The sequence below is a fragment of the Methylobacterium sp. C25 genome (genome assembly GCF_021352225.1).
Taxonomy (GTDB): domain Bacteria; phylum Pseudomonadota; class Alphaproteobacteria; order Rhizobiales; family Beijerinckiaceae; genus Methylobacterium.
Genome location: NZ_JAAUVI010000006.1, coordinates 152,184 through 173,680, shown reverse-complemented (window position 1 = coordinate 173,680; position 21,497 = coordinate 152,184). Strand labels below are relative to the sequence as shown.

The 21,497-nt window shown below is 66.5% G+C and carries 23 protein-coding genes; 7 read left to right on the top strand and 16 right to left on the bottom strand.

Features of this window, described 5'->3' with window-relative positions; translation table 11 throughout:
- Positions 1-101: 101 nt before the first annotated feature.
- Entirely contained in the window at positions 102-356 is a 255-nt protein-coding gene (locus HCU64_RS16730; protein WP_233385250.1) for a hypothetical protein, read from the bottom strand.
- A 114-nt stretch (positions 357-470) separates the two neighbouring features.
- Between HCU64_RS16730 and HCU64_RS16725 the strand changes: the two genes are divergently transcribed.
- Positions 471-629 carry a hypothetical protein gene (locus HCU64_RS16725; protein WP_233385249.1) on the top strand — a complete coding sequence of 53 codons (159 nt, stop codon included), beginning with the start codon at positions 471-473 and terminating at the stop codon, positions 627-629.
- A 71-nt stretch (positions 630-700) separates the two neighbouring features.
- Here HCU64_RS16725 and HCU64_RS16720 read toward each other — a convergent pair whose 3' ends face one another.
- From HCU64_RS16720 to HCU64_RS16710, 3 genes are all read right to left on the bottom strand, one after another.
- The gene (locus tag HCU64_RS16720; protein WP_233385248.1) at positions 701-1,207 is read right to left on the bottom strand and encodes a phasin family protein; all 507 of its coding nucleotides are present in this window, start codon (positions 1,205-1,207) and stop codon (positions 701-703) included.
- Between the two features lie 365 nt (positions 1,208-1,572).
- Positions 1,573-3,486, bottom strand: coding sequence for a DNA mismatch repair endonuclease MutL (mutL, locus tag HCU64_RS16715; protein WP_233385246.1), 1,914 nt, complete (start codon positions 3,484-3,486; stop codon positions 1,573-1,575).
- A gap of 47 nt (positions 3,487-3,533) precedes the next feature.
- Positions 3,534-4,226: a sigma-70 family RNA polymerase sigma factor gene (locus HCU64_RS16710; protein WP_442785978.1), complete on the bottom strand. Its 693-nt coding sequence runs from the start codon at positions 4,224-4,226 to the stop codon at positions 3,534-3,536.
- Positions 4,227-4,458: 232 nt separating this feature from the next.
- On the opposite strand from HCU64_RS16710, the gene HCU64_RS16705 reads away from it, so the two are divergent.
- Entirely contained in the window at positions 4,459-6,237 is a 1,779-nt protein-coding gene (locus HCU64_RS16705; RefSeq protein ID WP_325169989.1) for an outer membrane beta-barrel protein, read from the top strand.
- Between the two features lie 154 nt (positions 6,238-6,391).
- On the opposite strand, the gene HCU64_RS16700 is transcribed toward HCU64_RS16705, so the two are convergent.
- The 7 genes from HCU64_RS16700 to HCU64_RS16670 form a co-directional block, all read right to left on the bottom strand.
- On the bottom strand, positions 6,392-6,958 hold the full coding sequence (locus tag HCU64_RS16700; protein ID WP_233385245.1) for an AprI/Inh family metalloprotease inhibitor: 567 nt from the start codon (positions 6,956-6,958) through the stop codon (positions 6,392-6,394).
- A 192-nt stretch (positions 6,959-7,150) separates the two neighbouring features.
- On the bottom strand, positions 7,151-7,975 hold the full coding sequence (locus tag HCU64_RS16695; protein WP_233385243.1) for a succinate dehydrogenase iron-sulfur subunit: 825 nt from the start codon (positions 7,973-7,975) through the stop codon (positions 7,151-7,153).
- A gap of 21 nt (positions 7,976-7,996) precedes the next feature.
- On the bottom strand, positions 7,997-8,815 hold the full coding sequence (locus HCU64_RS16690; RefSeq protein ID WP_233385242.1) for a class I SAM-dependent methyltransferase: 819 nt from the start codon (positions 8,813-8,815) through the stop codon (positions 7,997-7,999).
- Between the two features lie 20 nt (positions 8,816-8,835).
- Positions 8,836-10,653, bottom strand: a complete 1,818-nt coding sequence (gene sdhA / locus HCU64_RS16685; protein WP_233385241.1) for a succinate dehydrogenase flavoprotein subunit — start codon at positions 10,651-10,653, stop codon at positions 8,836-8,838.
- Between the two features lie 26 nt (positions 10,654-10,679).
- The gene (gene sdhD, locus HCU64_RS16680; RefSeq protein WP_233385240.1) at positions 10,680-11,084 is read right to left on the bottom strand and encodes a succinate dehydrogenase, hydrophobic membrane anchor protein; all 405 of its coding nucleotides are present in this window, start codon (positions 11,082-11,084) and stop codon (positions 10,680-10,682) included.
- An 11-nt stretch (positions 11,085-11,095) separates the two neighbouring features.
- Complete coding sequence (gene sdhC / locus HCU64_RS16675; protein ID WP_233385239.1) at positions 11,096-11,497, bottom strand: succinate dehydrogenase, cytochrome b556 subunit; 402 nt, start codon at positions 11,495-11,497, stop codon at positions 11,096-11,098.
- Between the two features lie 112 nt (positions 11,498-11,609).
- Positions 11,610-12,935: an SLC13 family permease gene (locus HCU64_RS16670; RefSeq protein WP_233385238.1), complete on the bottom strand. Its 1,326-nt coding sequence runs from the start codon at positions 12,933-12,935 to the stop codon at positions 11,610-11,612.
- A gap of 189 nt (positions 12,936-13,124) precedes the next feature.
- Between HCU64_RS16670 and HCU64_RS16665 the strand changes: the two genes are divergently transcribed.
- On the top strand, positions 13,125-14,018 hold the full coding sequence (locus HCU64_RS16665) for a LysR family transcriptional regulator (protein WP_233385285.1): 894 nt from the start codon (positions 13,125-13,127) through the stop codon (positions 14,016-14,018).
- Positions 14,019-14,030: 12 nt separating this feature from the next.
- On the opposite strand, the gene HCU64_RS16660 is transcribed toward HCU64_RS16665, so the two are convergent.
- Positions 14,031-15,389: an Nramp family divalent metal transporter gene (locus HCU64_RS16660; protein WP_233385237.1), complete on the bottom strand. Its 1,359-nt coding sequence runs from the start codon at positions 15,387-15,389 to the stop codon at positions 14,031-14,033.
- Positions 15,390-15,612: 223 nt separating this feature from the next.
- Here HCU64_RS16660 and mntR point away from each other — a divergent pair, with 223 nt between their 5' ends.
- Both mntR and HCU64_RS16650 read left to right on the top strand, forming a co-directional pair.
- A complete protein-coding gene (gene mntR, locus HCU64_RS16655) occupies positions 15,613-16,071 on the top strand; it encodes a manganese-binding transcriptional regulator MntR (RefSeq protein ID WP_233385236.1) in 459 nt (152 codons plus the stop codon).
- Positions 16,072-16,097: 26 nt separating this feature from the next.
- On the top strand, positions 16,098-16,406 hold the full coding sequence (locus tag HCU64_RS16650; RefSeq protein WP_233385235.1) for a hypothetical protein: 309 nt from the start codon (positions 16,098-16,100) through the stop codon (positions 16,404-16,406).
- A 97-nt stretch (positions 16,407-16,503) separates the two neighbouring features.
- Here the strand turns inward: HCU64_RS16650 and HCU64_RS16645 are convergent, their stop codons facing one another.
- Positions 16,504-16,683 carry a hypothetical protein gene (locus HCU64_RS16645; protein WP_233385234.1) on the bottom strand — a complete coding sequence of 60 codons (180 nt, stop codon included), beginning with the start codon at positions 16,681-16,683 and terminating at the stop codon, positions 16,504-16,506.
- Between the two features lie 295 nt (positions 16,684-16,978).
- On the opposite strand from HCU64_RS16645, the gene HCU64_RS16640 reads away from it, so the two are divergent.
- Positions 16,979-17,698 (top strand): SGNH/GDSL hydrolase family protein, encoded by a 720-nt coding sequence (locus HCU64_RS16640; RefSeq protein ID WP_233385233.1) that lies wholly within the window; start codon positions 16,979-16,981, stop codon positions 17,696-17,698.
- A 48-nt stretch (positions 17,699-17,746) separates the two neighbouring features.
- Here the strand turns inward: HCU64_RS16640 and HCU64_RS16635 are convergent, their stop codons facing one another.
- Positions 17,747-17,992: a DUF6894 family protein gene (locus tag HCU64_RS16635; protein ID WP_233385232.1), complete on the bottom strand. Its 246-nt coding sequence runs from the start codon at positions 17,990-17,992 to the stop codon at positions 17,747-17,749.
- A 1,339-nt stretch (positions 17,993-19,331) separates the two neighbouring features.
- Here HCU64_RS16635 and HCU64_RS16630 point away from each other — a divergent pair.
- Positions 19,332-19,511: a hypothetical protein gene (locus tag HCU64_RS16630; RefSeq protein WP_183509409.1), complete on the top strand. Its 180-nt coding sequence runs from the start codon at positions 19,332-19,334 to the stop codon at positions 19,509-19,511.
- A 7-nt stretch (positions 19,512-19,518) separates the two neighbouring features.
- Here HCU64_RS16630 and HCU64_RS16625 read toward each other — a convergent pair whose 3' ends face one another.
- Together HCU64_RS16625 and HCU64_RS16620 are read right to left on the bottom strand one after the other, a co-directional pair.
- A complete protein-coding gene (locus tag HCU64_RS16625) occupies positions 19,519-21,063 on the bottom strand; it encodes an AMP-binding protein (protein ID WP_233385231.1) in 1,545 nt (514 codons plus the stop codon).
- Positions 21,064-21,128: 65 nt separating this feature from the next.
- The gene (locus tag HCU64_RS16620) at positions 21,129-21,392 is read right to left on the bottom strand and encodes an acyl carrier protein (protein ID WP_233385230.1); all 264 of its coding nucleotides are present in this window, start codon (positions 21,390-21,392) and stop codon (positions 21,129-21,131) included.
- Between the last annotated feature and the right edge of the window lie 105 nt (positions 21,393-21,497).

The following is a 21,497-nucleotide window of genomic DNA, read 5'->3' as shown; positions in this document are numbered from 1 at the left end:
TGATGGCACCGATTGATTCGGCGCATTGGGAACATAGGAGGAACATTTGCCCGGCTGCCTGCACCGGTCAAGGGTTTCGTTCACTCTGTGTTCCATTCGCCTCAGCCGCCGGAGAGGCCCTCGGCGAAGTCTTCGGGGATTTCCCCGAACCGGGCCAGGATCGTCGCGCTCTCGAGTTCACCGGTCTCGTCGTCGGCCACCACCTTCAGCGCCGCGGTGCCAGGCAGGCGCGCGGCCATGGCCTCGGCCTTCTTGAGGGCACCGCTTTCGGTCGGCGTGATCTCGCGATCGCCTGGCTGCAGGCGTTTGCGCTTCTCGATGAAGGTCTGCACGAGGAACGTCGTCTTCATGGCCATCGCCGTCTCCCGCTTGTCCCCAGGCCGTTGCGTTCCGCGTCGTCCGGTAAGCTCCTGCTAAGGCTTCCCGGCCAGCCTGTCGCCTCGATCCGCCCACGCCGACGGAAGGCTGCAGTGAACCTGGTTCTCGGATTTCTCTCCCTCACCATCGCGACGACCCTGGCCACCGGGGCGGCGGCGGTGCTTTGGGCGCGCTTCGTCGGCCGGGGGCTGGACGAGCGCGACGTCTCAGAACCGGGCCATCACGCGGGGCTCGACAGCAGGACTTGGTGAACGGATTCGCGGCGCACGAAAAGGGCAGCCTCCCGGGCCGCCCTCTTCGCATCGTCGGTGCTGAATCGGCTTCAGTTCGGGCGCGTGCCGGCCTGGGCGGTCGGCTTGATCTCGCTTGAGAAGATCCGACCGGCCTCCTCCGCACGCTTCAACGACGTCTCGGCGATGCCCTTGCCGTCCTTCACGAAATCTTCGAGGCCCTCACGCACCACCTCGCTCTGGATCGCGGCGAATTCCTGGAGCGTCCTGGCCTGGGCCAGCCGGTTGAGGGCGGTGAGGTTGCGCTGGAACTGGCGCTGCCCGAACTCGAACCAGTGGCGGGAGGCGTCCTGGAAACCCTGGCCCAGCACGGTGCCGCATCGCGTCACGGCGTCGAGATTGCGGCGCGACTGCTCGGTGAAGCGCTCCGCGTCCTCCTTCGACAGATTGAAGCTGCGCGTGAAGCGCTCCGTGGCGTCGAACATCTGGCGAGAGACGCTCTGGGCATTCTCCTGCACGGTCCGGAGGGCATCCTGACTTTGAGCCGTGACGCGTTCGGCAGTGTTCTTGTGCTGTGCTTCCGTCTGATTGGCGGCCATGATCATAGTCCTTCCTGAAATCAGAATGTTGTCCCAATCACGCGATGCTCGATTGGAAGAATATCATCCTGAATAAGTCGGCGGATACGAACGTAGACAGGGCCTCGATTGGCTGCACTGTCGACGGCTCAGGTCGGACCAGAGACACTATTTTCAAGGCCTCCAGACTGCATTCATTTTTATAATTTCAGCACGTCGCTCGACTGAGATTCATCCCGCCGGCGCAAGCCTCTGAGTGCGTTGCACAATGATGATCGGTGCGGTGCGGAGCTCGCGCCCGTATTCGTTTTCAGTCCGCGCAGTGTCGTGCCGGCCGAATCGCCGGTGCGAACGCCGGTCGATCACTGGCGCGCGGCCACGATCGATCAACGTCGCCCGAACAGCCGCTCGATATCGGAGAGCTTCAGCGTGACGAAGGTCGGCCGGCCGTGATTGCACTGGCCGGAATTCTCCGTGACCTCCATCTCACGCAGCAGCGCGTTCATCTCCTCGGGCCGCAGCCGTCTCCCGGCGCGGATGGAGCCGTGGCAGCTCATGCGCGACAGAACCGCGTCGAGACGCCGGGTGAGGGGATCGCCGGATCCGCCCGGAGCGCCCTCCTCCACGCCGCCCGCCTCCAGCGCGTCGAGCACATCGAGGACGAGGTTACGGACCGAGCCGCCGCTGAGCGCCGACGGAATCGCCCGCACCAGGACGGCGCCCGGTCCGAACGCCTCGAGCGTGAGGCCGAGCCTTTCGAGGTCCTCGGACGCCGCGATCAGCCGGTCGGCCTCGGCCGGGGACATTTCGACGACGTCGGGGATCAGTAGGCCCTGGCGCGCGATGCCGCCCTCCATGCGCTCGCGCTTCAGCCGTTCGTAGACCAGCCGCTCGTGCGCCGCATGCTGGTCGACGATCACGATGCCGTCCGCGGTCTGCGCGACGATATAGGTCTCGTGGAGCTGTGCGCGGGCGGCCCCCAGCGGATGGTCGGATTCGGGCTCGGCGGTCTCCTCGCGCAGGTCGGCGCCCGGCGGGGCGAGCTCGGTGGCGAACAGCGCCTGCGGCGCCTCGCCCAAGCCGGCGGCGGCCCGGCCCGGCGCATGGTACCCGGCAGGCGCGGCAAAGGAGGGCGTCGCGGCCGGGCGGTAGCCCGTACCGATCGGGCGTGCGAAGGCCGAGGCGCCCGAATGCACCTGGAACGGCCCCGCTGTACCCGGCCGCAGGGCATCGAGCGCCTGCGCTGCGCCGGTGGTGGCCGAGCGCGCGCCGGCCCGGCGCAGACTCTCGTGAATCGCGCTGACGACGAGCGCGCGCACCAATCCCGGATCGCGGAAACGGACCTCGGTCTTGGCGGGATGCACGTTGACGTCGACGAGGTCGGGCGCACAGGCGAGCGCCAGGGCGAGCACCGGGTGGCGATCGGAACTCATCGTGTCGGCATAGGCCCCGCGCACGGCGCCGAGCAGCAGCCGGTCTCGCACCGGCCGGCCGTTGACCGAGAAATGCACATGGCTCGCCGCGCCGCGATGGAAGGTCGGCAGGCCGATATGGCCTTCCAGCGAGACGCCCTCGCGGGCAAGAGAGAGCGGCACGGCGTTGGGCGGGAAATCCGCTCCCAGCACCACGCCGAGCCGGCGCAGATGGGCCGCCGGACCCGGTTCACTCTCGGCGGGGAACACGGCGGGGCTACCGCTCTCGGTGCGCAGCGTGAAGCGGATATCGGGCCGAGCCACCGCGAGGCGGCGCAGGATCTCGGAGATTGCCGCTGTCTCGGCGCGATCGGACTTCAGGAATTTGAGCCGGGCCGGCGTCGCCGCGAAGAGATCACTCACCTCGATCCGGGTGCCGCGCGGGCCCGGTGCCGGGCGTGACCGCCCCTTGATCCCGGCCTCGACCACGAGGCTCGTGCCTTCGCGATCCTCGGCGCGGCGCGAGGTGATGGCGAGCCGGGCCACCGCGCCGATCGAGGGCAGCGCCTCGCCGCGAAAGCCGAGCGAGACGATGCGGCCGAGATCTCCGTCGGGCAGCTTCGAGGTGGCGTGGCGCTCGACCGCGAGCTCCAGATCCTCCGGCCCCATGCCGTGCCCGTCGTCGATCACCCGGATCAGGCGGCGGCCGCCGGCCTCGATCGTCACCTCGACACTGGTCGCGCCAGCATCGATGGCATTCTCGACGAGTTCCTTGACCACGGAAGCCGGCCGCTCGACCACCTCGCCCGCCGCGATGCGGTCGACGAGGATCGAATCGAGCCGGCGCACCGAGGCGCGCTGGCGCAACAGGTCGAGGGGGGCGGACATGCCGCGACGCTAGCCTCGATGCGGCCAGCGCTCAACGGCGGCGCGGGTCAGGCGGCAGCGTCGTCCAGCACGTTACGGCTCTCGCCGAGCAGGTCTGCCAGCTGCGTGCGGGCACGGCTGACCCGGCTCTTCACCGTGCCGACACGGCAGGCGAGGATGGCGGCCGCTTCCTCGTAGGTGAAGCCCTCGGCACCGACCAGGAGCAGGGCTTCACGTTGCGTCGCCGGCAGGTGCTCGAGCTTTTGGTAGAGGCTCCGCAGGGCGACGGCGTCGTCCTGGCCGGCGAGCGCGGTCAGGCCGGCGGCATGGACGCCGTCGGCATCCTCGACCTCGCGCTTGCGTTTGCGGATCTCGGAATAGAACAGGTTGCGCTGGATGGTGAACAGCCAGGCGATCAGCCGGGTGCCCGGCGCGAAGCGGTGATGGTTGGTCCAGGCCCGCAACATGGTCTCCTGGACGAGGTCGTCGGCCCGGGTCGCATCACCCGTCAACGACAGGGCGAAGGTGCGCAAGGCCGGCAGGGCCTGCATCAGTCCGTCGCGGAACTCGGCCGTCACCGACTCTCCGCGCGCGCTGAGTGCGCTCTCGAAGGCGGCGAGCAGGCGCGACAGACGGCTCGGCATCCGGTCCGCTGGCAGCTCGAAATAGGCGCGCAGCGGCATCCGGAGCTGGTCGGGGATCGAAGCCGGGGCGACCGTCTCGGGCCGGATTCGTTCGGCGATGCCGGAGGGTGCTGTCACGATCGGGAAAGGCCCTTTTGTTTCATGGCGTCCTCAAAGTGAATGCGCCCAACATTATGAGCGGGTGATGAACGCTGGCCTCCGCCGGGCGCGTCGTTGACCCCCCATTAACCACGTTCGGTTTAGCTCCATTAACCACGGCTCGCCCGGGGACGGCCTCGGCGTGAGCCATGGTTCGACCCACGGCGTGAGCCGCCCTGCCCTTTCGAGGACGACGGAGCGACGTCCACCCGTGACAGGCGAGCGGCCCATCGCAGAAGCGGGGAGACGGCACGCCGCCGTGCGGCTGTGCGGTCTGCTTCTCTGCGCGACCGCCCTGAGCGCGACGCTCGGCGGGACGGCACTGGCGCAGGCTGCCGCCGACCAGGACGCGCCACCGCCTGCCTTCGAGGCCGGCAATCCGCTCGCCAGGAAACGTCCCTCGGAACGGTTCGGTCTTGATACCGGCCAGACTGGCCTGCCCGCCCTGCGCGGTGCCGGTGGCAGCGGCAACGTGCTGGCCGGCGCTCAGCCCTCTGGCGATGCGGGAGATACCGGTGACAGCGTCGCGCGGCTGCCGCGCTTCCGCTCGGCTGCCGCGCCGGTCTCCGGCATCTCGGGCGCGCGCGGCGCTGCTGCCCCCGCGAGCCTGCTGCGCCAGCGAGCGGCGCCGCCGCGCCGTCTCGGTGTTCCGACCCGCGTCCTGACCCGCGCGCGCACCCAGGGCTTCGTCACCGATCTGCGCCTGACGCCGGTGATCCAGACGCCGGTTTCCGGAGTGCCTCTGCCGGCCGCGGTGCCGCTGCCGACGGCGATCCCGCTGCTCGGCTTGAGCAATCCCGGCCGGCTGCTGCTCGCTGCCCCCGGCTTTCGCCAGGCGGGCGAGGCCGATCCGGCCTACGCGCCGCTCGGGATCAAGCTCGGCACCATGACCTTCCTGCCGGCCTTCACGCAGAGCGTCGGCTACGACACCAATCCCGATCAGACCACGGCGCGGACTGCGAGGGGCTCGATGGCGCTGCGCAGCGACGCCGAGCTGCTGTTTCGCAGCGATTGGTCGTCGAGTGAGCTCTCGGGCGAACTGCGCGGGGGCTACAGCGAGTTTCCCGACAATGAGATGGCAAGCCGCCCGAACGCTTCGGGCGTGACGCGCATGCGCATCGACGTGGACCGCGACACCCGCGTCGACCTCGAGACCCGCTTTCTGCTCGACACGCAGCGCACCGGCAGTCCCGATCTCAACGCGGCGGCCACGAGCCGCCCGATCTTCGCGACCTACGGTGCCTCGGCGGGCGTCACCGAGAATTTCAACCGCATCCAGGTGACCCTACGCGGCTCGATCGACCGCCAGGTCTTCGACGATGCGCGGCTCGCCGACGGCACTCCGCTGATCCAGAGCGACCGCAACGCCAACCAGTACGGCGTGCGCCTGCGCGCGGGCTACGAGATCTCGCCGGTGATCACGCCCTTCGTCGAGACGCTGCTCGATACGCGCATCTACGACACGCCCGTGGACCAGTCGGGCTATCGCCGGGACTCCGACGGGGTCGGCTTGACCGCCGGCGCCACGGTCACCCTGACGCGTTTCGTTTCGGCGGAGATCTCGGCGGGCCTGCAGCGGCGCGACTACGTCGACCCGAAGCTGCGCGCGATCACGGCGCCGATCTTCAATGCCTCGCTGATCTGGCAAGTGAGCCCGCTGACCACCGTGCGTTTCAGCCAGCAGACCGGCGTGATCGAGACCTCGGTGGCGGGCTCCAGCGGCGTGTTCACCGACGCTGCGACGCTCGAGGTGCAGCACGACCTCCTGCGCAACCTCTCGATCACCGTGGGCGGCGGCTTCCTCAGCAGCGACTACCAGGGCGTGCAGATCAAGGAGCGCGGTTACTCGGCGCTGGCGAGGGTCGACTATCGCTTCAACCGCTGGCTCACGCTGCGCGGCAGCTACGTCTATCAGCAGATCACCAGCACGGACCGGGCGTCGAGCTTCAGCGACAACATCTTCCTGCTCGGGATGCGCATCAACCCATAGTCTTGGGCATGCGGCCGTCATTCCGGGACTCCGAAGCGTTGCCCGGCATTCACGACGGGCCTCAGTGGTGCCTACGACCGCGCATCGGGCGCGGATCCCGGGTTCTCGCCGACGGCAAGCCCGGGATCACGAGCTTCGCGGAGTGACGCGGCCCTCAGCGCGCCAGAGAGAGCGATGCGCCGGATTTCGAGAGGGCGCCGTCCAGCGAGCCGCCAGCCTGTTTCAGGCGCGCGGCGACGGTGCCGCCGGACTGATAGAGGTAGACCTCGCCGTCGCGAAAATCCCAGGCGGAGACCTTGGCGAGATCCTTGTTGGCGCAGCCCGAAGTGGTCGCCCGGTAGAGGTCGAGCGTCGGCGAGCTGGTCAGCGAGACCCGGCAGGTGCCGCTGGCATCGGTAGCGGTCCAGCCGCCGACGACCGAAGAGCGGCCGGTGGCGACGACGGGCGGCGGCGCAGGCGGCGTCACGGGGTCCGCGACGACCGGCGGTGGGGACGAGGCGACGATACCGGCTTCCAGAGGAGCCCCCTCGGCGGTCGCGCCAGGCGGCGGCGCGAGGGGAGAACTCGTCACCGCGCCCGAGGGAGCGGAAGCGTAGGGCTCCGGTGCGGGCCGTGCGCGTGGCGCGCGGCTGGAAGGGCCGTCAAAGCGCCCTGAGCTGCAAGCGGCGAGACCGCAAGCGAGCGCGAGGAGGGCGGCAGTCGACTGGAGCTGGCGCGGCATCGGAACACGATCCCCTTTACGGCCGAGGTTGGACCGTTGCGTCGCCGCCAATTGCGATGGCTGCAAGGCGAGCGGCGCGGCGCTTCCTGTGAAAAGCCCGGAGTTGCCGTGTTTTCGAGCCGGTGTGGCCGGTCAGCCGCAGTGACTTATCTGCAGCGCGAACTGACGCCACGAGCGCATCGACGGCCGCGATCAGACCGCGCGCTCGACCATCATCTTCTTGATCTCGGCGATGGCCTTGGCCGGGTTCAGGCTCTTCGGGCAGGCATTCGCGCAGTTCATGATCGTGTGGCAGCGATAGAGCCGGAACGGGTCGTGCAGCGCGTCGAGGCGCTCACCGGTATTCTCGTCGCGGCTGTCGATCAGCCAGCGATAGGCCTGGAGCAAAGCTGCCGGTCCCAGGAATTTGTCGCCGTTCCACCAGTAGCTCGGGCAGGATGTGGTGCAGCAGGCGCACAGGATGCATTCGTACAGGCCGTCGAGCTTGGTCCGATCTTCCGGCGTCTGGCGCCACTCCTTCTCGGGGGCCGGTGTCTCGGTCTGCAGCCAGGGCTCGATCGCGGCGTGCTGCGCATAGAAGTTAGTGAGGTCCGGCACGAGGTCCTTGATCACCGGCATGTGCGGCAGCGGGTAGATCCGGATCGCGCCGTCCTTGTCCTTGCGGTTGAGGAATGGCACCGCGTTGTCCGGGCTCTTGCACTCGTCGATGCCCATGGTGCAGGCGAGGCTGTTCTGGCCCTCCATGTTCATCGCGCAGGAGCCGCAGATGCCCTCGCGGCAGGAGCGGCGGAAGACCAGGGTCGCGTCGACCTTGTTCTTGATCCAGATCAGCGCGTCGAGAACCATCGGGCCGCAATCGTCGCGGTCGACATGGTAGGTGTCGATGCGCGGGTTCAGCCCGTCATCCGGGTTCCAGCGGTAGATGCGGAAGACCTGGACGTTCTTCGCGCCCTCGGGCGCCGGCCAGGTCTTGCCTTCGCCGATCTGCGAGTTCTTGGGCAGGGTGAACTGTGCCATGAGCGGTAGGGCTCCGTATTTTCAAGCGAGCCAACGGGTGCCGACGATGGTCGAACGCGGCCGTGCTTTGCCGGAGCGTTTTTCGAAGACGACCATGCTGTCGTAGAAGGAGATGCCATGCGTAACCGCCGCAAAGCCGGGGTCGCGTGAGACCGGATCTGCGTTGAGGACGTAGCCGGCATGGAGCCGGTCGATCAGCCGTTTGGCGTATTCCATGAAGGAGCCGGGCGCCCGCAGGCCGCCGCCGAAATCCTGCCAGTACGAGGAATGCGCGTCCTCGACGATGTACACGCCGTCCGGCGCAAGTAGCGGGTACAGGAATTCGAAGCTGGTTATCTGGTGGGCGCTGATGTGGCTGGCGTCGTCGATCACGACATCAATTCCACCCATCTGTTCGACGACACGGCCGAGCAGGCCGGTGTCGGTCTGGCTTCCGATGTGGATGACGAGGTCGGTATCGTCGATGGTTGCGCAGCGCGGATCGATGTCGAGCCCGTGCAGGAGCGCGCTGTCGCCGAGGTAGCGCCGCCAAACTTGCAACGAACCTCCCTGGCAGACGCCCAATTCGAGGAACCGGACGGGTTTGTCGCGGTGGTTCGACAGGTGGCGGTCGTAGATCTCCAGATAATGATGCCACTTGTTCGCGACCCGGTCGACTTGCGCGTAGTAAGCGGCCTCGGCCGCGTTCTGCGCGCAGGCCTGCTCGTTTGCCTGATCGACGGGCCGCTCATAACTGCGGACGACGTCGTTCCACGTGCCGGGAGCCTCGACGGCCGCACCGGCGCGCAGAAAGGGCGCTGCCGTTGCCTGACGCCCAAGGATCTTTGACAGAAGCTTCATCGAATTCTTACAGATCGTAATCAATACACCCGAGCCTTCGGCTCGATGTACTGGATCTCGTTCGACATCGTGTAGGTGTGCACCGGCCGGTAATCGATCGTGACCTTGCCGGAGCTCTCGTCGAGCCAGGCGAGGGTGTGCTTCATCCAGTCCTTGTCGTTGCGGTCGACGAAGTCCTCGCGGGCATGCGCCCCGCGGGATTCGGTGCGGTTGGCGGCCGATTCCATGGTGACGACGGCCTGGCCGATCAGGTTGTCGAATTCCAGCGTCTCGAGCAGGTCGGTATTCCAGACCAGTGAGCGGTCCTTCACGGCGATGTCGGCCGCGCCCTTGAACACCTTGCCGATCAGGCCCCTGCCCTCCTCCAGCACCTCGCCGGTGCGGAAGACGGCGCAGTTATTCTGCATGGTGCGCTGCATCTCGTCGCGCAGTTTGGCGGTCGGTGTGCCGCCGCTCGCATTGCGGAAATGGTCGAGGCGGGACAGCGCCTTGTCGGCGGAATCCTTGGGCAGTTCCGGCTGGCGGGCGCCCTTCTCGACGATCTCGGCGCAGCGCAGGCCGGCGGCGCGGCCGAACACCACGAGGTCGATCAGCGAGTTGGAGCCGAGGCGGTTCGCCCCGTGCACCGAAACGCAGGCCGCCTCGCCCAAAGCCATGAGGCCGGGGACGATGGTGTCCGGATCGCCGTTCTTCAGGGTGAGCACCTCACCATGATAGTTCGTAGGTATGCCACCCATGTTGTAGTGCACCGTCGGAATGACCGGGATCGGTTCCTTGGTGACGTCGACGCCCGCGAAGATCCGCGCGCTTTCCGAGATGCCGGGGAGGCGCTCGTGCAGGATCTTCGGGTCGAGGTGGTCGAGGTGCAGGTAGATGTGGTCCTTGCTCTTTCCGACGCCCCTGCCCTCACGGATCTCCATGGTCATGGAGCGCGAGACCACGTCGCGTGAAGCGAGGTCCTTTGCCGAGGGCGCGTAGCGCTCCATGAAGCGTTCGCCCTCGGAATTCGTCAGGTAGCCGCCCTCACCGCGCGAGCCCTCGGTGATGAGGCAGCCAGCGCCGTAGATGCCGGTGGGGTGGAACTGCACGAATTCCATGTCCTGCAGCGGCAGGCCGGCCCGCAGCACCATGGCGTTGCCGTCGCCCGTGCAGGTATGGGCCGAGGTCGCCGAGAAATACGCGCGACCATAGCCGCCGGTGGCGAGGATGGTGGTCTGGGCGCGGAAGCGATGGATCTCGCCGGTGGCTTGGTCCAACGCGATCACGCCTCGGCAGCGGCCATCGTCGTCCATGATCAGGTCGAGGGCGAAATACTCGATGAAGAACTCCGTCGAGTTCTTCACGGCCTGCCCGTAGAGGGTGTGGAGCATGGCGTGGCCGGTGCGGTCGGCCGCGGCGCAGGTGCGCTGCGCGGTGCCCTTGCCGTAATCGGTGGTCATGCCGCCGAAGGGCCGCTGGTAGATCTTGCCCTCCTCCGTGCGGGAGAACGGCACGCCCCAGTGCTCGAGCTCGTAGACCGCCGCCGGCGCGTTGCGCACGAGGTACTCGATGCAGTCCTGGTCGCCGAGCCAGTCCGACCCCTTCACGGTGTCGTACATGTGCCAGCGCCAATCATCCGGGCCCATATTGCCGAGGGAGGCCGAGATGCCGCCCTGCGCCGCTACGGTGTGTGAGCGGGTCGGAAACACCTTGGTGATGCAGGCGGTGCGCAGGCCCGCCTGGGAGCATCCCACCGTGGCGCGAAGCCCGGCGCCGCCGGCGCCGACAATCACCACGTCGAACGTATGATCGATGATCTTGTAGGCGGGCGCGCCGCCATTCGATCCGTTGGAGGCCATGCTGGTTTTCCTCGGATTGGGGCGCGTCAGACAAGGCCGCCCAGCCCCACGCGGATGATCGCGTAGAGGCAGGCAGCAGCGACGGCGACCGCGTAGAAGGTGTTGGCGGTGAGCGCCGCGAATTTCAGGCCGGTACCGTGGACGTAGTCCTCGATGATCACCTGCATACCGAGCCGCATGTGGATCGTGGCCGACACCACCGTGAGCAGCAGGATGATCGCCACGATCGGCTGTGCCACCAGGGCGACGGCCTCGGGATAGGGGCGGCCCCACATCTTCGCGACGATGACCACGAAGGCGATCATCAACAGCAGGTTTGCCGCGCCGGTGAGGCGTTGGATCCAAAAGTGCTCGGCGCCGTGCCCGGAGGCGCCGAGGCCCTTCACACGGGCGCGCGGCGTGCGGATCGAGGCGGACTTGGTTTCAGCCATGACCGGTCTCCTCAATGCAGCAGCAGGGCGATCGCCCAGATGATCAGGGTGAGCGCCACCGAGGCGATCAAGCTCAGCCGGGAGAGCGCCATGCGCTCGTTGGGCTCGAATCCGCGGCCGGTATCCCAGATGAAATGCCTGACGCCGCCGAGCATGTGGTTCAGCAGGACCCAGGTATAGCCGAACAGGATCAGCAGCCCGATCCAGGAGCCGAAGAACCAGGCCACCGCGCCGTAGGCCTTCGGGCCGGAGGCGAGGGCCACGAGCCAGATCGTGACGAGGAGCGTGCCGCCATAGAGCGCCGCCCCCGTTGCCCGGTTCAGGATCGACATCAGCATCGTCCAGGTCCAGCGGTAGACCTGAAGGTGCGGGGAAAGCGGTGGGGCGACGGTCGGGCGGGCGTTAGGCGCCATATCGGGTCCTCGAGATGCGGGGATCTGGAGTCTGTCTAAAGAGAGGGCGTAGTGTGCGTTGCGGCAAGCGGCAAGGCGGCCGCCGCCCCCGCGAACCTGTACCTTTGGCCGATCACGGCAGCCTCCCGAGAAGGCGAAACCACAGGAAGGCGCAGGGCGCCGCGATCAGCAGGGTCGCGGTTCCGAAGACCAGTGTGAGCCGGGTGGTGTCGGCGAGGCTCACCCGGCCCAGATCCATCGTCATGACGATCGGCGGCGCCTGGTAGGGCAGGAACACGTTCGCGTAGCCGACGACCTGGATCATCACGATGCTCATCAGGTCGAGACCGCTCGCCTGCGAAAAGTCCTGAGCGAGCGCCGTGTAGAGCGCCGGGGCGCCGTTGGTGGTGGTGGCGAAGAGGAAGCCGACCGAGATCGCGACGAGCGTCGCGAAGTTCTTGGCCGAGGCGCCGACCTCGAAGGGCGCGACCGCGAGCAAAGCCCGGCCGATCTCGCGCCCCAGCCCGCTCTCGTTGACGATGGCGGTCAGCCCGAAAATGGCGGCGATGTAGAAACAGGTTTTCAGCTGGATCTGGCTGAAGGCGTCGCCCGGCAGCACGCCGACCTTCGGCAGCATCACCACGACCGCGGCGGCGAGACCGACCCAGGCGGGCGGGATGTGATGGATGCCGTCGGTCACCCAGAGGCCGAGCATGATCGCGAGGATCACCGCGAGCCGACGCTCGTCGGCCGAGATCGGCGGAAGCGGCTCCATGGGCGGGCGCGCGCTGTCGATGCGATCGCGGAACAGAAGCACGACGCAGACGGTGAGGATCGCCCCCTTCAGCACGGCGAGCACCGGCGCGTGCAGCCAGAGATAGGGCAGATAGGTGAGATGCAGCCCGTAGAGCGTTTCGGCCGTACCGGCCATGACGAGGTTTGGCACGTTGGCCGGCAGGAGCGCCGCCGACAGAATCGGCGTGGCGACACCGAAGGCGAGGATCGCGCCGGTGCGGCCCGGCCGGCCGGGCGTGAGGCCATAGGCGTCGCAGATCGCGAGCAGGATCGGCACCATCAGCGCGATGCGCCCGAGATTCGACGGCATCACGAAGGCGAGCAGGAAGGAGAAGGCGATCAGCCCCGCGACGAAGCCCGGATAGGAATTCGGCAGCCGGTCCGCTAGCGCCCGCGCCAGCCTCTGGCCAAGGCCGGTGCGATTGATGGCGAGTCCCACCACGAGGCCGCTCGTCACCAGCCAGAAGGCCTGCGACGCGAAGCCGGAAAAGATGGTCTGCGAAGGAGCAAGCTTCAGCAGCATCGCCAGGGCGAAGAACATCATCGCCGTGACGACCTCGGCGATCAGCCCAGTCGCCCAGAGCCCCATGCACAGCACGAGCAGGCCGGCGGTCAAAAAGACCGTGGCCTGTGAAGCCGCCGTTGCTGCTGTCGTTGCACCCATTGCATCGCTTGAAAACCGAACTTGGAACGGTTCGCAATTCGGGATTTTTGGCACTTGCCTTCGTCAACGACGAAGGAAACTTTCGGCAAATACTGTAGGATGCGTCGCAGCATCCGAGTCACGGTTTCGTTATCAGCGAAGCGGTGACGGCAATGCGGTCGATCGATGCAACGAGGGTGACGAACCATGATGCGCTTCGACCTCGTCGATCTCGGCCTGTTTCGCCACGTCGTGGAGGCCGGCTCGATCACACATGGCGCCGAGCGGGCGCATCTCGCGCTGGCGGCGGCCTCGGCGCGGATCAAGGCGATGGAGGTGTCCCTCGGCGCGGCGCTCCTCGTGCGGGGCAGGCAGGGCGTGGTGCCGACGCCGGCCGGGCAGGCGCTGCTTGCTCATGCCCGGAGCCTGCTCACCGATATCGATCGCCTGCAGAGCGACCTGTCAGTCTTCGCCGGCGGTGCCGTCGGCCAGATCCGCCTGATGTCGAACACCAATGCGCTGACCGAGTTCCTGCCCGAGGCGCTGTCGGCCTATCTCGCGCTGCATCCCGGTGTGAGCGTGGACATGGAGGAGCGGACTTCGGATGAGATCGTCGGACTGGTCGCCGAGGGTGCTGCCGATCTCGGCATCGTGGCCGGTACGGTCGATACCGGCGGGTTGCAGACGTTTCCGTTCCGCCACGATCGCTTCGTCGTCGTGGTCGCGGGAAACCACGCCCTGAGCGGCCGCGGCAGCATCGGCTTCGCCGAGGTGCTCGAGCACGATCTCGTCGGGCTCGACCGGCCGAGCGCGCTGACCCGCTTTCTCGCCGCCAAGGCCTCGCGGATCGGCCGGGTCATGCGGCTGAGGGTGCAATTGCGGAGCTTCGACGCCATCTGCCGCCTCGTCGAATGCGGCGTCGGACTTGGCATCGTGCCGGAGACCACCGCTCGCCGCGCCAGGCGCGGCATGGACTTCGCCATCCTGCCGCTGGAGGATTCCTGGGCGGCCCGCGACCTGACCCTCTGCGTGCGCGACCTCGATGCATTGGCGCCGTTCGCCCAGGAATTCGTGGCGCATCTGCGAGATGCAGCACCGGCCTGAGGGTTGAGGCCCTCAGCCGCCGAGTACGGTGTCGAACAACAGCTTTACGTTCAGCGCCACGATTACCGCGGCGATCGTCCAGGACAGCCACTTCAGCCAGCCCGGCACCACCAGCGCCCCCATCTTCTCGCGGTCCGACACGAACCGCACCAGCGGGATCACCGCGAAGGGCAACTGCATCGACAGCACCACTTGGCTGAGCACCAGCAGCTTCGCCGTGCCTTGATCTCCGTAGAGCGCCGTGACGATCACCACCGGCACGATGGCAATGGCCCGGGTCATCAGCCGGCGCGCCCAGTCCGGGATGCGCAGGTGCAGGAAGCCTTCCATCACGATCTGACCGGCGAGCGTTGCCGTGACCGTGGAGTTGAGCCCAGAGGCCAACAGAGCCACCGCGAACAGCGTCGAGGCGAGGCCGACGCCGAGCAGCGGCGAGAGCAGCTCGAAGGCCTGCTCGATTTCCTGCACCTCGGTGCGGCCGCTCGCATGGAAGACCGCGGCCGCCAGGATCAGGATGGAGGCGTTGACGAACAGCGCCAGCATCAGGGCGATGGTGGAATCCGTCACCGCGAAGCGCAGCGCCTCGCGGCGACCCCGGTCGGTACGCGGATAGGCCCGCGTCTGCACGATCGAGGAGTGAAGGTAGAGGTTATGCGGCATCACGGTGGCCCCGATGATGCCGATGGCGATGTAGAGGGCGGCTGGGTTCGTCACGATCTGCGAGGACGGCACGAAGCCGCCGAGCACGGCCTGGACCGGCGGCGCGGCCAGCGCGATCTGGATGCCGAAGCAGACGAAGATCACCGCGAGCAGCGCGATCACGAAGGCTTCCAGCGCCCGGAAGCCGCGCCGCATCAGCAGCAACACGAGCAGCACGTCGAGCGCCGTGATCACCGCGCCCATCACCAGCGGGATGCCGAAGAGCAGCTTCAGCGCGATCGCGGTGCCGATCACCTCGGCGAGGTCGCAGGCGATGATCGCGATCTCGCAGGCGAGCCAGAGCGCGATGCCCACGGGACGCGGGTAGTGGTCTCGGCAGGCCTGGGCGAGATCGCGGCCGGTAGCGATACCGAGCCGGGCGGCGAGCGCCTGCAGCACGATCGCCATCAGGTTCGAGAGCAGGATGACCGAGAGCAGCGTGTAGCCGAACTGCGCACCGCCGGCGATGTCGGTGGCCCAGTTGCCCGGATCCATGTAGCCGACCGAGACCATGTAGCCCGGCCCGAGGAAGCCGATCAGGCGGCGAAACCAATGGCCGCTGGTGGCGACCGGAACACTGCCGTTCAGATCGCCGAGGCTCGGCTGCTCCCGCGTTTCACGCGCGAAACGCCAGCCTCGGCTCGAGTCGGGTGCGGTCAACGAGGCGTCCATCGGGTGCAGATCGCGTGGGAGGGCACCGCGAAGATGGGCGCCCGAACGAATATAGCAATAGCTATACTTATGTGCCCAAGCTTTGCAACGGGTATGCGACGTCGTTGCCACCGTCAGGCAATCCATGGAGAAAGCCGCCTCACGGGATTCACGCATCGGCCCTGCTTCGGCTAGAACAGCGGCATCGTCGCGGACCGAAGCGGAAAGGATTCAAGGCCTGAGCATGCAGGAACCGCCCGCCTCCGCGCCTGAGGGATCGCTGATCGATCCGGAAGTCCACGTCGAAAGCTTCCGGCAGGCCCGCGAGGCCCGCCGGCTCGAACTGGTCGAGGACTATGTCGAACTGATCGCCGACCTGATCGGCGACGGCGGCGAGGCGAGGCAGGTCGACATCGCCGCCCGCCTCGGTGTCGCCCAGCCTACCGTCGCCAAGATGCTCAAGCGGCTGGCCGAAGACGGCCTCGTGCAGCAGCGGCCGTATCGCGGAGTGTTCCTCACCGCTGCCGGCGAGGCCCTGGCCGCCCAGTCACGCGAGCGCCACCGTATCGTCGAGCGCTTCCTCTGCGCGCTGGGCGTCAGCTCCGAGACGGCGCGGCGCGATGCCGAGGGCATCGAGCACCACGTCAGCGCCGAGACGCTCGACGCCTTCCGCCGCTTCGCCGACGGCCGCTCGAACGCCTGAGCGTCGGCGCCCCCGAGAGGATCAAGATGGATCTCGACAAGCAGATCGCGGCACTCGCCGCCGTGACCAGCCAACACGACGAGGGGCTCAAGTCGCTGTCGGAAGGGCTCGCCGAGATGAGTGCCCGCCAGATCGCCCATCAGATGGCGATCGGTTTCCTGGCCAACGTCCTGCGCTCGATCGATTCGGACCATTACGACGAGCGGCTTGGCGGCTACGTCACCATGCTCAGGGACGCCCTCACCCGCGACGACCCCGACGCCGCCTTGGCAGGGACTGTGCTGGAGACCGTGCAACGGGTGCTTCAGCCGCAGACGGACGAGGACGAAGAATAAGCCGGCGCTGCTCCAAGGTGCCGGGAGTCGCCGGGGGCAGCGTCTGCTGGATCGGCTTCGTTCCGAGGATCAGTCGACCGGCGAGCGGAGCCTCTGGCTAGCGCGGGCCGATCCGGGACGCCTCAGACCACCAGATCGTCGACACGGTCATGCAGAGAATGCCGAGTGCCAAAAGGAACAGCGCTCGATGGGGCATCCGGGCCTCGCGCAGCCGCGCAAGCATGACGGAGCCGGCGAGGAACAGCAGCGCTCCGACGATGCCGATGGTTTTGATCACGGGGGCGCTGTCTCCGGCCGGTCGATCCAGTTTCGCCGCGCACGCCTAACCTGACCGCGGCCGGCACGAAAGCATTCGGACGAGGGATTGTCTGGCGGCTCGCCGTGCCCGCTGCGTGAGGGCGGCATTCTTACGGTTCGGGGTCTCGCTCACGACAGCGAGCCGAGCAAAGACGCGGCGCTTCGACTTCGGGCCGAACTCGGTCTATGACGACTCTCGTGACGGTGGTGATGCAGATCGGTCATCGACCAGTCGTCGAGTAAGGCACCGATAATTCACATTAGACGATTTTTTGATGTTGAATAATAAAAAAGCAGCATTCGGAGTATTAGTTTTATTGTGTTGTATTTTCGCGGGCGTGGTATTTGACCGATATGTGTTGATCTCCCAGGATATCCCCGCGTTATACAGAGAGGCGAGGCTGAACGTCGTCCAGCAGTATCTCGACGAGGCTGATCCAGGCTTCGTGCTGATAGCCGGCGACTCGAATGCCGAGTTGCACAGTCCATCCGAAGGGATGTGCGGTCGCGCGGTCATCAATGTCGGGGCCAGTGGCGCTACGACGAAAGCCTATGCCGGCTTCCTGGAAGAGCTGCGGTTTCCCGTCAGACCATGGGCGGCGGTGCTGACGATCGGGACGAACGATCTCAACCGGAAGAAGGACCCGACAAGCGCACGATCCGAAGCGTATTTCGAGACTGAGCTCGATGCCTTGATCGTAAAGCTGCGGTCAATCACCGACACCGTCTTCGTCACGGCCGTTCCACCCATCAGCCGCGAGGCCAAACACGAAATCGATGCGCTCGCGGTCGTCGAATATTCCCAACAGATCAAGGCCGCGTGCGAGCGACTGGGATGTCGCTTCATCGATCCCTTCGTCTCGCTTCGCGAGAGCGGCACCGGATATGGATTGCCCGGAGTGAATGTGAACGGAAAGCATCTGAAGCGATACAAGCCGGTCTTCAGCACGGTCGCTGCGAATCTGTGCCCTGATCAGAGCACGCGAGGCCAGTGATCGGAGCGGCTTCCAACGTCGGTGCCGCGAGGGGTTTGAGTCCGGAAATCAAGCCAGCCGTCTGGCTCTCAGGGTCTCTTCCGCAACGGGGATGCGTCCCAGCTCGTTGTTCCGGTCGTCACAGATCACGACCGTCCATCCGTCTCCGGCAACCGGAAGCTCACCGGCTTCGCGCATTTCATCTACAGATTGTAATGCTTGCCTGACTGCCGTTTTCGCATCGTCGACAACAGTGCCTTCGTCGTCACGGATGGACTCGCGCCCGTTCTCGAGATGAAAGAAGAAGCGTGGCAATTGGCTCTCCCAAGGCGCGCCGAGGCTAATCCCTGCAGGCCTACATTCGTTCCCGTCCGAGAACGATGGCTAAGCTTAGCACGAGATAAATTCTTAATCACACGGGGAGCGCGCCGAATAGATTTGATTTCATCGCCGACGACCGTGTGCTAGCCTTCACATTCCTGTGATCGGCAGTTTCGGGGGCATGCGATTCGGCAGCCGTCGAGGCCAAATTGGGATGCAAGTCAGCTATGGCAGCTACAGCGCATTCAATTGAAGTCCGCGTTGCACCAACGCCGACGCTGAACGACACCGTGGGCGAGCACGTCAGGAGAATGATTTTCAAGTTGAAAGAGCAGGCGACTCAAAAAACAAGGCAAAGCTCTTAGGCTCCAACATTCCTCACGCGGTTGCGCAGCCCAAGGTTGCAAAATCTCTGCCCGAACCCTCGGCCGAGTTGGGGCCGTGGGCGGGTTTGGCGGCCTGTATTGAATGAAGCGGGGGTCGCACCGATCGATATCGCTGCGCCAACCTCTGAATTGCTTGCTCCTCGGTGAGCCGAGACAGGTGGAATTGCGGAGCCTGCTGCGGGAAGCTTGATCTTGTAGGACGGCCAGGCCCGACTCAGAGCTTGCGATGGACCGCTCGCACGGACCCATCCAGAATTCACCGTCACGGATGCAGCGAGACCCGGCGTCAGCCGGGCTCTTTTTCCATGCCTTCACGTATGGGGCGAGAAGGTACCCGGCGTCAGCCGCCGGCGAGTTTACGATCTGCATTCCTCTTGCGGTAGCGTCGCAACATCAAGTAGCCGCCAGCCACGAGGAGGATGGGCAGGCCAGCTCCCGCGATAGGACCGGGCGCAGCACGGCCGCCACAGGAGTTGCCCTGACATTCATTGCCGACACCTTGGCTCTTTCCGTCAGCGAAGCTGGGCGCCGTGCTGACGACACAAACAGCTGCAGCCGCGAGTAAGGTTATGCGCAGAGACTTCATAGGACCCTCCAGTCAGCGAGACCGATCCTAAGTCAAAGACCCGAATTGCAACGATGGGAAGCTATACGATTGAGGTACGCCCCTCTGCTTGCCCCCTGCACGTGGAGGAGAGGAACGGCTTTGACGTCCCACCCAGGGGCGGGGTCATCGGGCGGCTTTCGGATGGGTGAGCCAGGATCCCCAGCAGTCACGAGATCCAAACTGACCCAATCCCCGCGGGTCCTGCTGTGAACAGCGTGGATAATGGGGAGAGATCGCCTCGATCGCCGGCTAAGGCTTGATCGGGTCTAAGCCTTTAACCCGACTTCGATTTCGCCACGGTATGCTCTGTCACATGAGATGAGGCGCCCGTGAGCGAGTCATGCAGTTCGAGGTGAACGAGGAGCGGCCCGGTCAGTGGTCCTGGACCCTGCGCGGCAGCCGTGGCGAGACCATCGCCCGCTCGCCCGTCGGCTATCCGAGCCAGGTCCAGGCCTCGGCTGCCGCCACTGCCTTCGCCCGCATGGTCGCCAAGGCCAGCGCCCAGATGCACGGGCGCTGAAGCCCGCTCAGGCGTCCATCAGTTCCGGCTCGGCCCGGATCTCGGCCGAGACGCGCTCGGCCACCAGCCGCTTGTAATCCACCTTGCCGTTCGGCGTCGTCGGCAGGGCAGCGACCGTCTCGATCGCGCGCGGCACCAGATGCGATGCCAGTGAGCGGCGCAGATGGGCCATGACCTCAGCCATCTCCGCGCCGGTTCCGGATGGTACCGCGACGGCGTGGATGCGCTGGCCGACGCCACGGTCCGGCAGGCCGATCACCGCAACCGCGCGGAAGGCCCCGGTCTCCATCAACGCAGCCTCGACCTCCGTCGGACTGACCCGGAATCCTTGCGTCTTGATCATCGCGTCCTCGCGGCCGAGGAAGCGCAGGAAACCGTGCTCGTCTGCAACGGCGATGTCACCGGAGCGGCAGACCGGGCGACCGTCTCCGGCCATCGGGAACGGATCGGGGACGAGCACGCGTGCGGTGTCCTCCGGCCGGTTCCAGTAGCCGAGCGACACCGTCGGCCCGCGATGATGCAGGATGCCGGGCTCGCCGGGCCGTGCCTTGCGGCCGTCGGCGGTGACGAGAAAGATCTCGGTCTCCGGGATAGCCCGCCCGATGGAGTCAGGGTGGTGGTCGACCTCCTGCGGCGGCAGGTAGGTCGAGCGAAAGGCCTCGGTCAGCCCGTACATCAGGACGAGATCGGTCTCGGGCAGGCGTTCGCGCAGGCGACGGATCGTGCCGAGGGCGAGGCTGCCGCCGGAATTCGTCAGGTAGCGCAGGCTATTCAGTTCAGCCTTGGCGAAGCGCGGGCTGGCGCGGGTCAGCAGCGTCCACAGCGTTGGCACGCCGGCGAGCCCAGTGATGCGATGACGCTCGATCGCCCGCACCACGTCGTCGCCGAGACGGAAGCTCAGGAGCACGATCCGGGCGCCCTGCTCGACGCTGGTGAGCAGCTGGTTCAGTCCGTAGTCGAAAGAGAATGGCAGCACCGAGAGGATGCGCTCGTCGGCCGTGATGCCGAGATAGGTCCTGACGATGCGGGTGCCGGCGATCAGGTTGTCGTGGCTCAGCATCACGCCCTTGGGCAGGCCGGTGGAGCCGGAGGTGTAGAGGATGGCGGCGAGGCCCGCCGGAGGCGGTTGGCGGGCGGCGTCGGATGAGGCGGCGATCTCGTCCTCGCCCAGCAGCACGCTCAATTCGAGGAGGTCGTCGAGCGCGCCGTCGAGCGCCGCATGGTGGGCGGCATCGCTGACGAGCAGCCGGGCTCCACAATCCTCGACGATGTGGCGGATCTGGCGCGGACGCAGCGACGGGTGGACCGGCACGAATACCCCGCCGGCCGCACTCGCGGCGAAGATTGCGACGCATTCGGCGATCGATTTCGGCAGCAGGATCGCCACCCGGTCGCCCGGCGCGACGCCGAGAGCCTCCATGCGGGCGGCAAGTGCCGTCACCTGCCCGCGAAAATCGCCATAGGTGAGCTCATGCTCGCCGTCGACGATCGCCACGCGGCCGGGCGCGCAGGCGTCGCTGTCGAGGAGATGATGCAGCAGCGTCGGTGACATGGGCGTGAGTGAGGAAGCGCTTTTGAGCGAAGTGGGTCCGGTTCGCGTGAAGAAAACGCGAGAGATCAAGACCCCGAACGCCTGTCGTCGATATAGCGCGCCAGGGTGTCGACGCTCTCGAAATTGGCGAGGTCGAAGGCATCCTCGTCGATTTCGACGCCGTAGCGCTCGCCGAGGTGCATCATCAGGTCGAGGATGCCGATCGAATCGAGCGCATCGCTGGTGACGAGCGAGGTCTGCCCGTCGACCGCGCCGGGGGGCAGGCCCGGATTGCGGGCCGCGATGAAGCCGAAGATCGCCTCTCGCACATCCGCGATCGACTGGACCAAGCTCAGCTCTCCGTCAGCATGCCGACCGGCGCCGCTCCGGACGCCCGCTCATCCGACAGCGCTCTAAGCCCTTCGCCAGGTATCGTCCACTGCGCGGGCCGTGGA

Coding starts and splice junctions, on each gene's coding strand:
- HCU64_RS16730 (WP_233385250.1), bottom strand. CDS start 356: ATGGCCATGAAGACGACGTTCCTCGTGCAGACCTTCATCGAGAAGCGC.
- HCU64_RS16700 (WP_233385245.1), bottom strand. CDS start 6,958: ATGCCGCGCCAGCTCCAGTCGACTGCCGCCCTCCTCGCGCTCGCTTGC.
- mutL (WP_233385246.1), bottom strand. CDS start 3,486: ATGTCCGCCCCCCTCGACCTGTTGCGCCAGCGCGCCTCGGTGCGCCGG.
- HCU64_RS16690 (WP_233385242.1), bottom strand. CDS start 8,815: ATGAAGCTTCTGTCAAAGATCCTTGGGCGTCAGGCAACGGCAGCGCCC.
- mntR (WP_233385236.1), top strand. CDS start 15,613: ATGCAGGAACCGCCCGCCTCCGCGCCTGAGGGATCGCTGATCGATCCG.
- HCU64_RS16640 (WP_233385233.1), top strand. CDS start 16,979: ATGTTGAATAATAAAAAAGCAGCATTCGGAGTATTAGTTTTATTGTGT.
- HCU64_RS16670 (WP_233385238.1), bottom strand. CDS start 12,935: ATGGGTGCAACGACAGCAGCAACGGCGGCTTCACAGGCCACGGTCTTT.
- HCU64_RS16695 (WP_233385243.1), bottom strand. CDS start 7,975: ATGGCACAGTTCACCCTGCCCAAGAACTCGCAGATCGGCGAAGGCAAG.
- sdhD (WP_233385240.1), bottom strand. CDS start 11,084: ATGGCTGAAACCAAGTCCGCCTCGATCCGCACGCCGCGCGCCCGTGTG.
- HCU64_RS16720 (WP_233385248.1), bottom strand. CDS start 1,207: ATGGCCGCCAATCAGACGGAAGCACAGCACAAGAACACTGCCGAACGC.
- HCU64_RS16630 (WP_183509409.1), top strand. CDS start 19,332: ATGCAGTTCGAGGTGAACGAGGAGCGGCCCGGTCAGTGGTCCTGGACC.
- sdhC (WP_233385239.1), bottom strand. CDS start 11,497: ATGGCGCCTAACGCCCGCCCGACCGTCGCCCCACCGCTTTCCCCGCAC.
- sdhA (WP_233385241.1), bottom strand. CDS start 10,653: ATGGCCTCCAACGGATCGAATGGCGGCGCGCCCGCCTACAAGATCATC.
- HCU64_RS16625 (WP_233385231.1), bottom strand. CDS start 21,063: ATGTCACCGACGCTGCTGCATCATCTCCTCGACAGCGACGCCTGCGCG.
- HCU64_RS16660 (WP_233385237.1), bottom strand. CDS start 15,389: ATGGACGCCTCGTTGACCGCACCCGACTCGAGCCGAGGCTGGCGTTTC.
- HCU64_RS16665 (WP_233385285.1), top strand. CDS start 13,125: ATGCGCTTCGACCTCGTCGATCTCGGCCTGTTTCGCCACGTCGTGGAG.
- HCU64_RS16650 (WP_233385235.1), top strand. CDS start 16,098: ATGGATCTCGACAAGCAGATCGCGGCACTCGCCGCCGTGACCAGCCAA.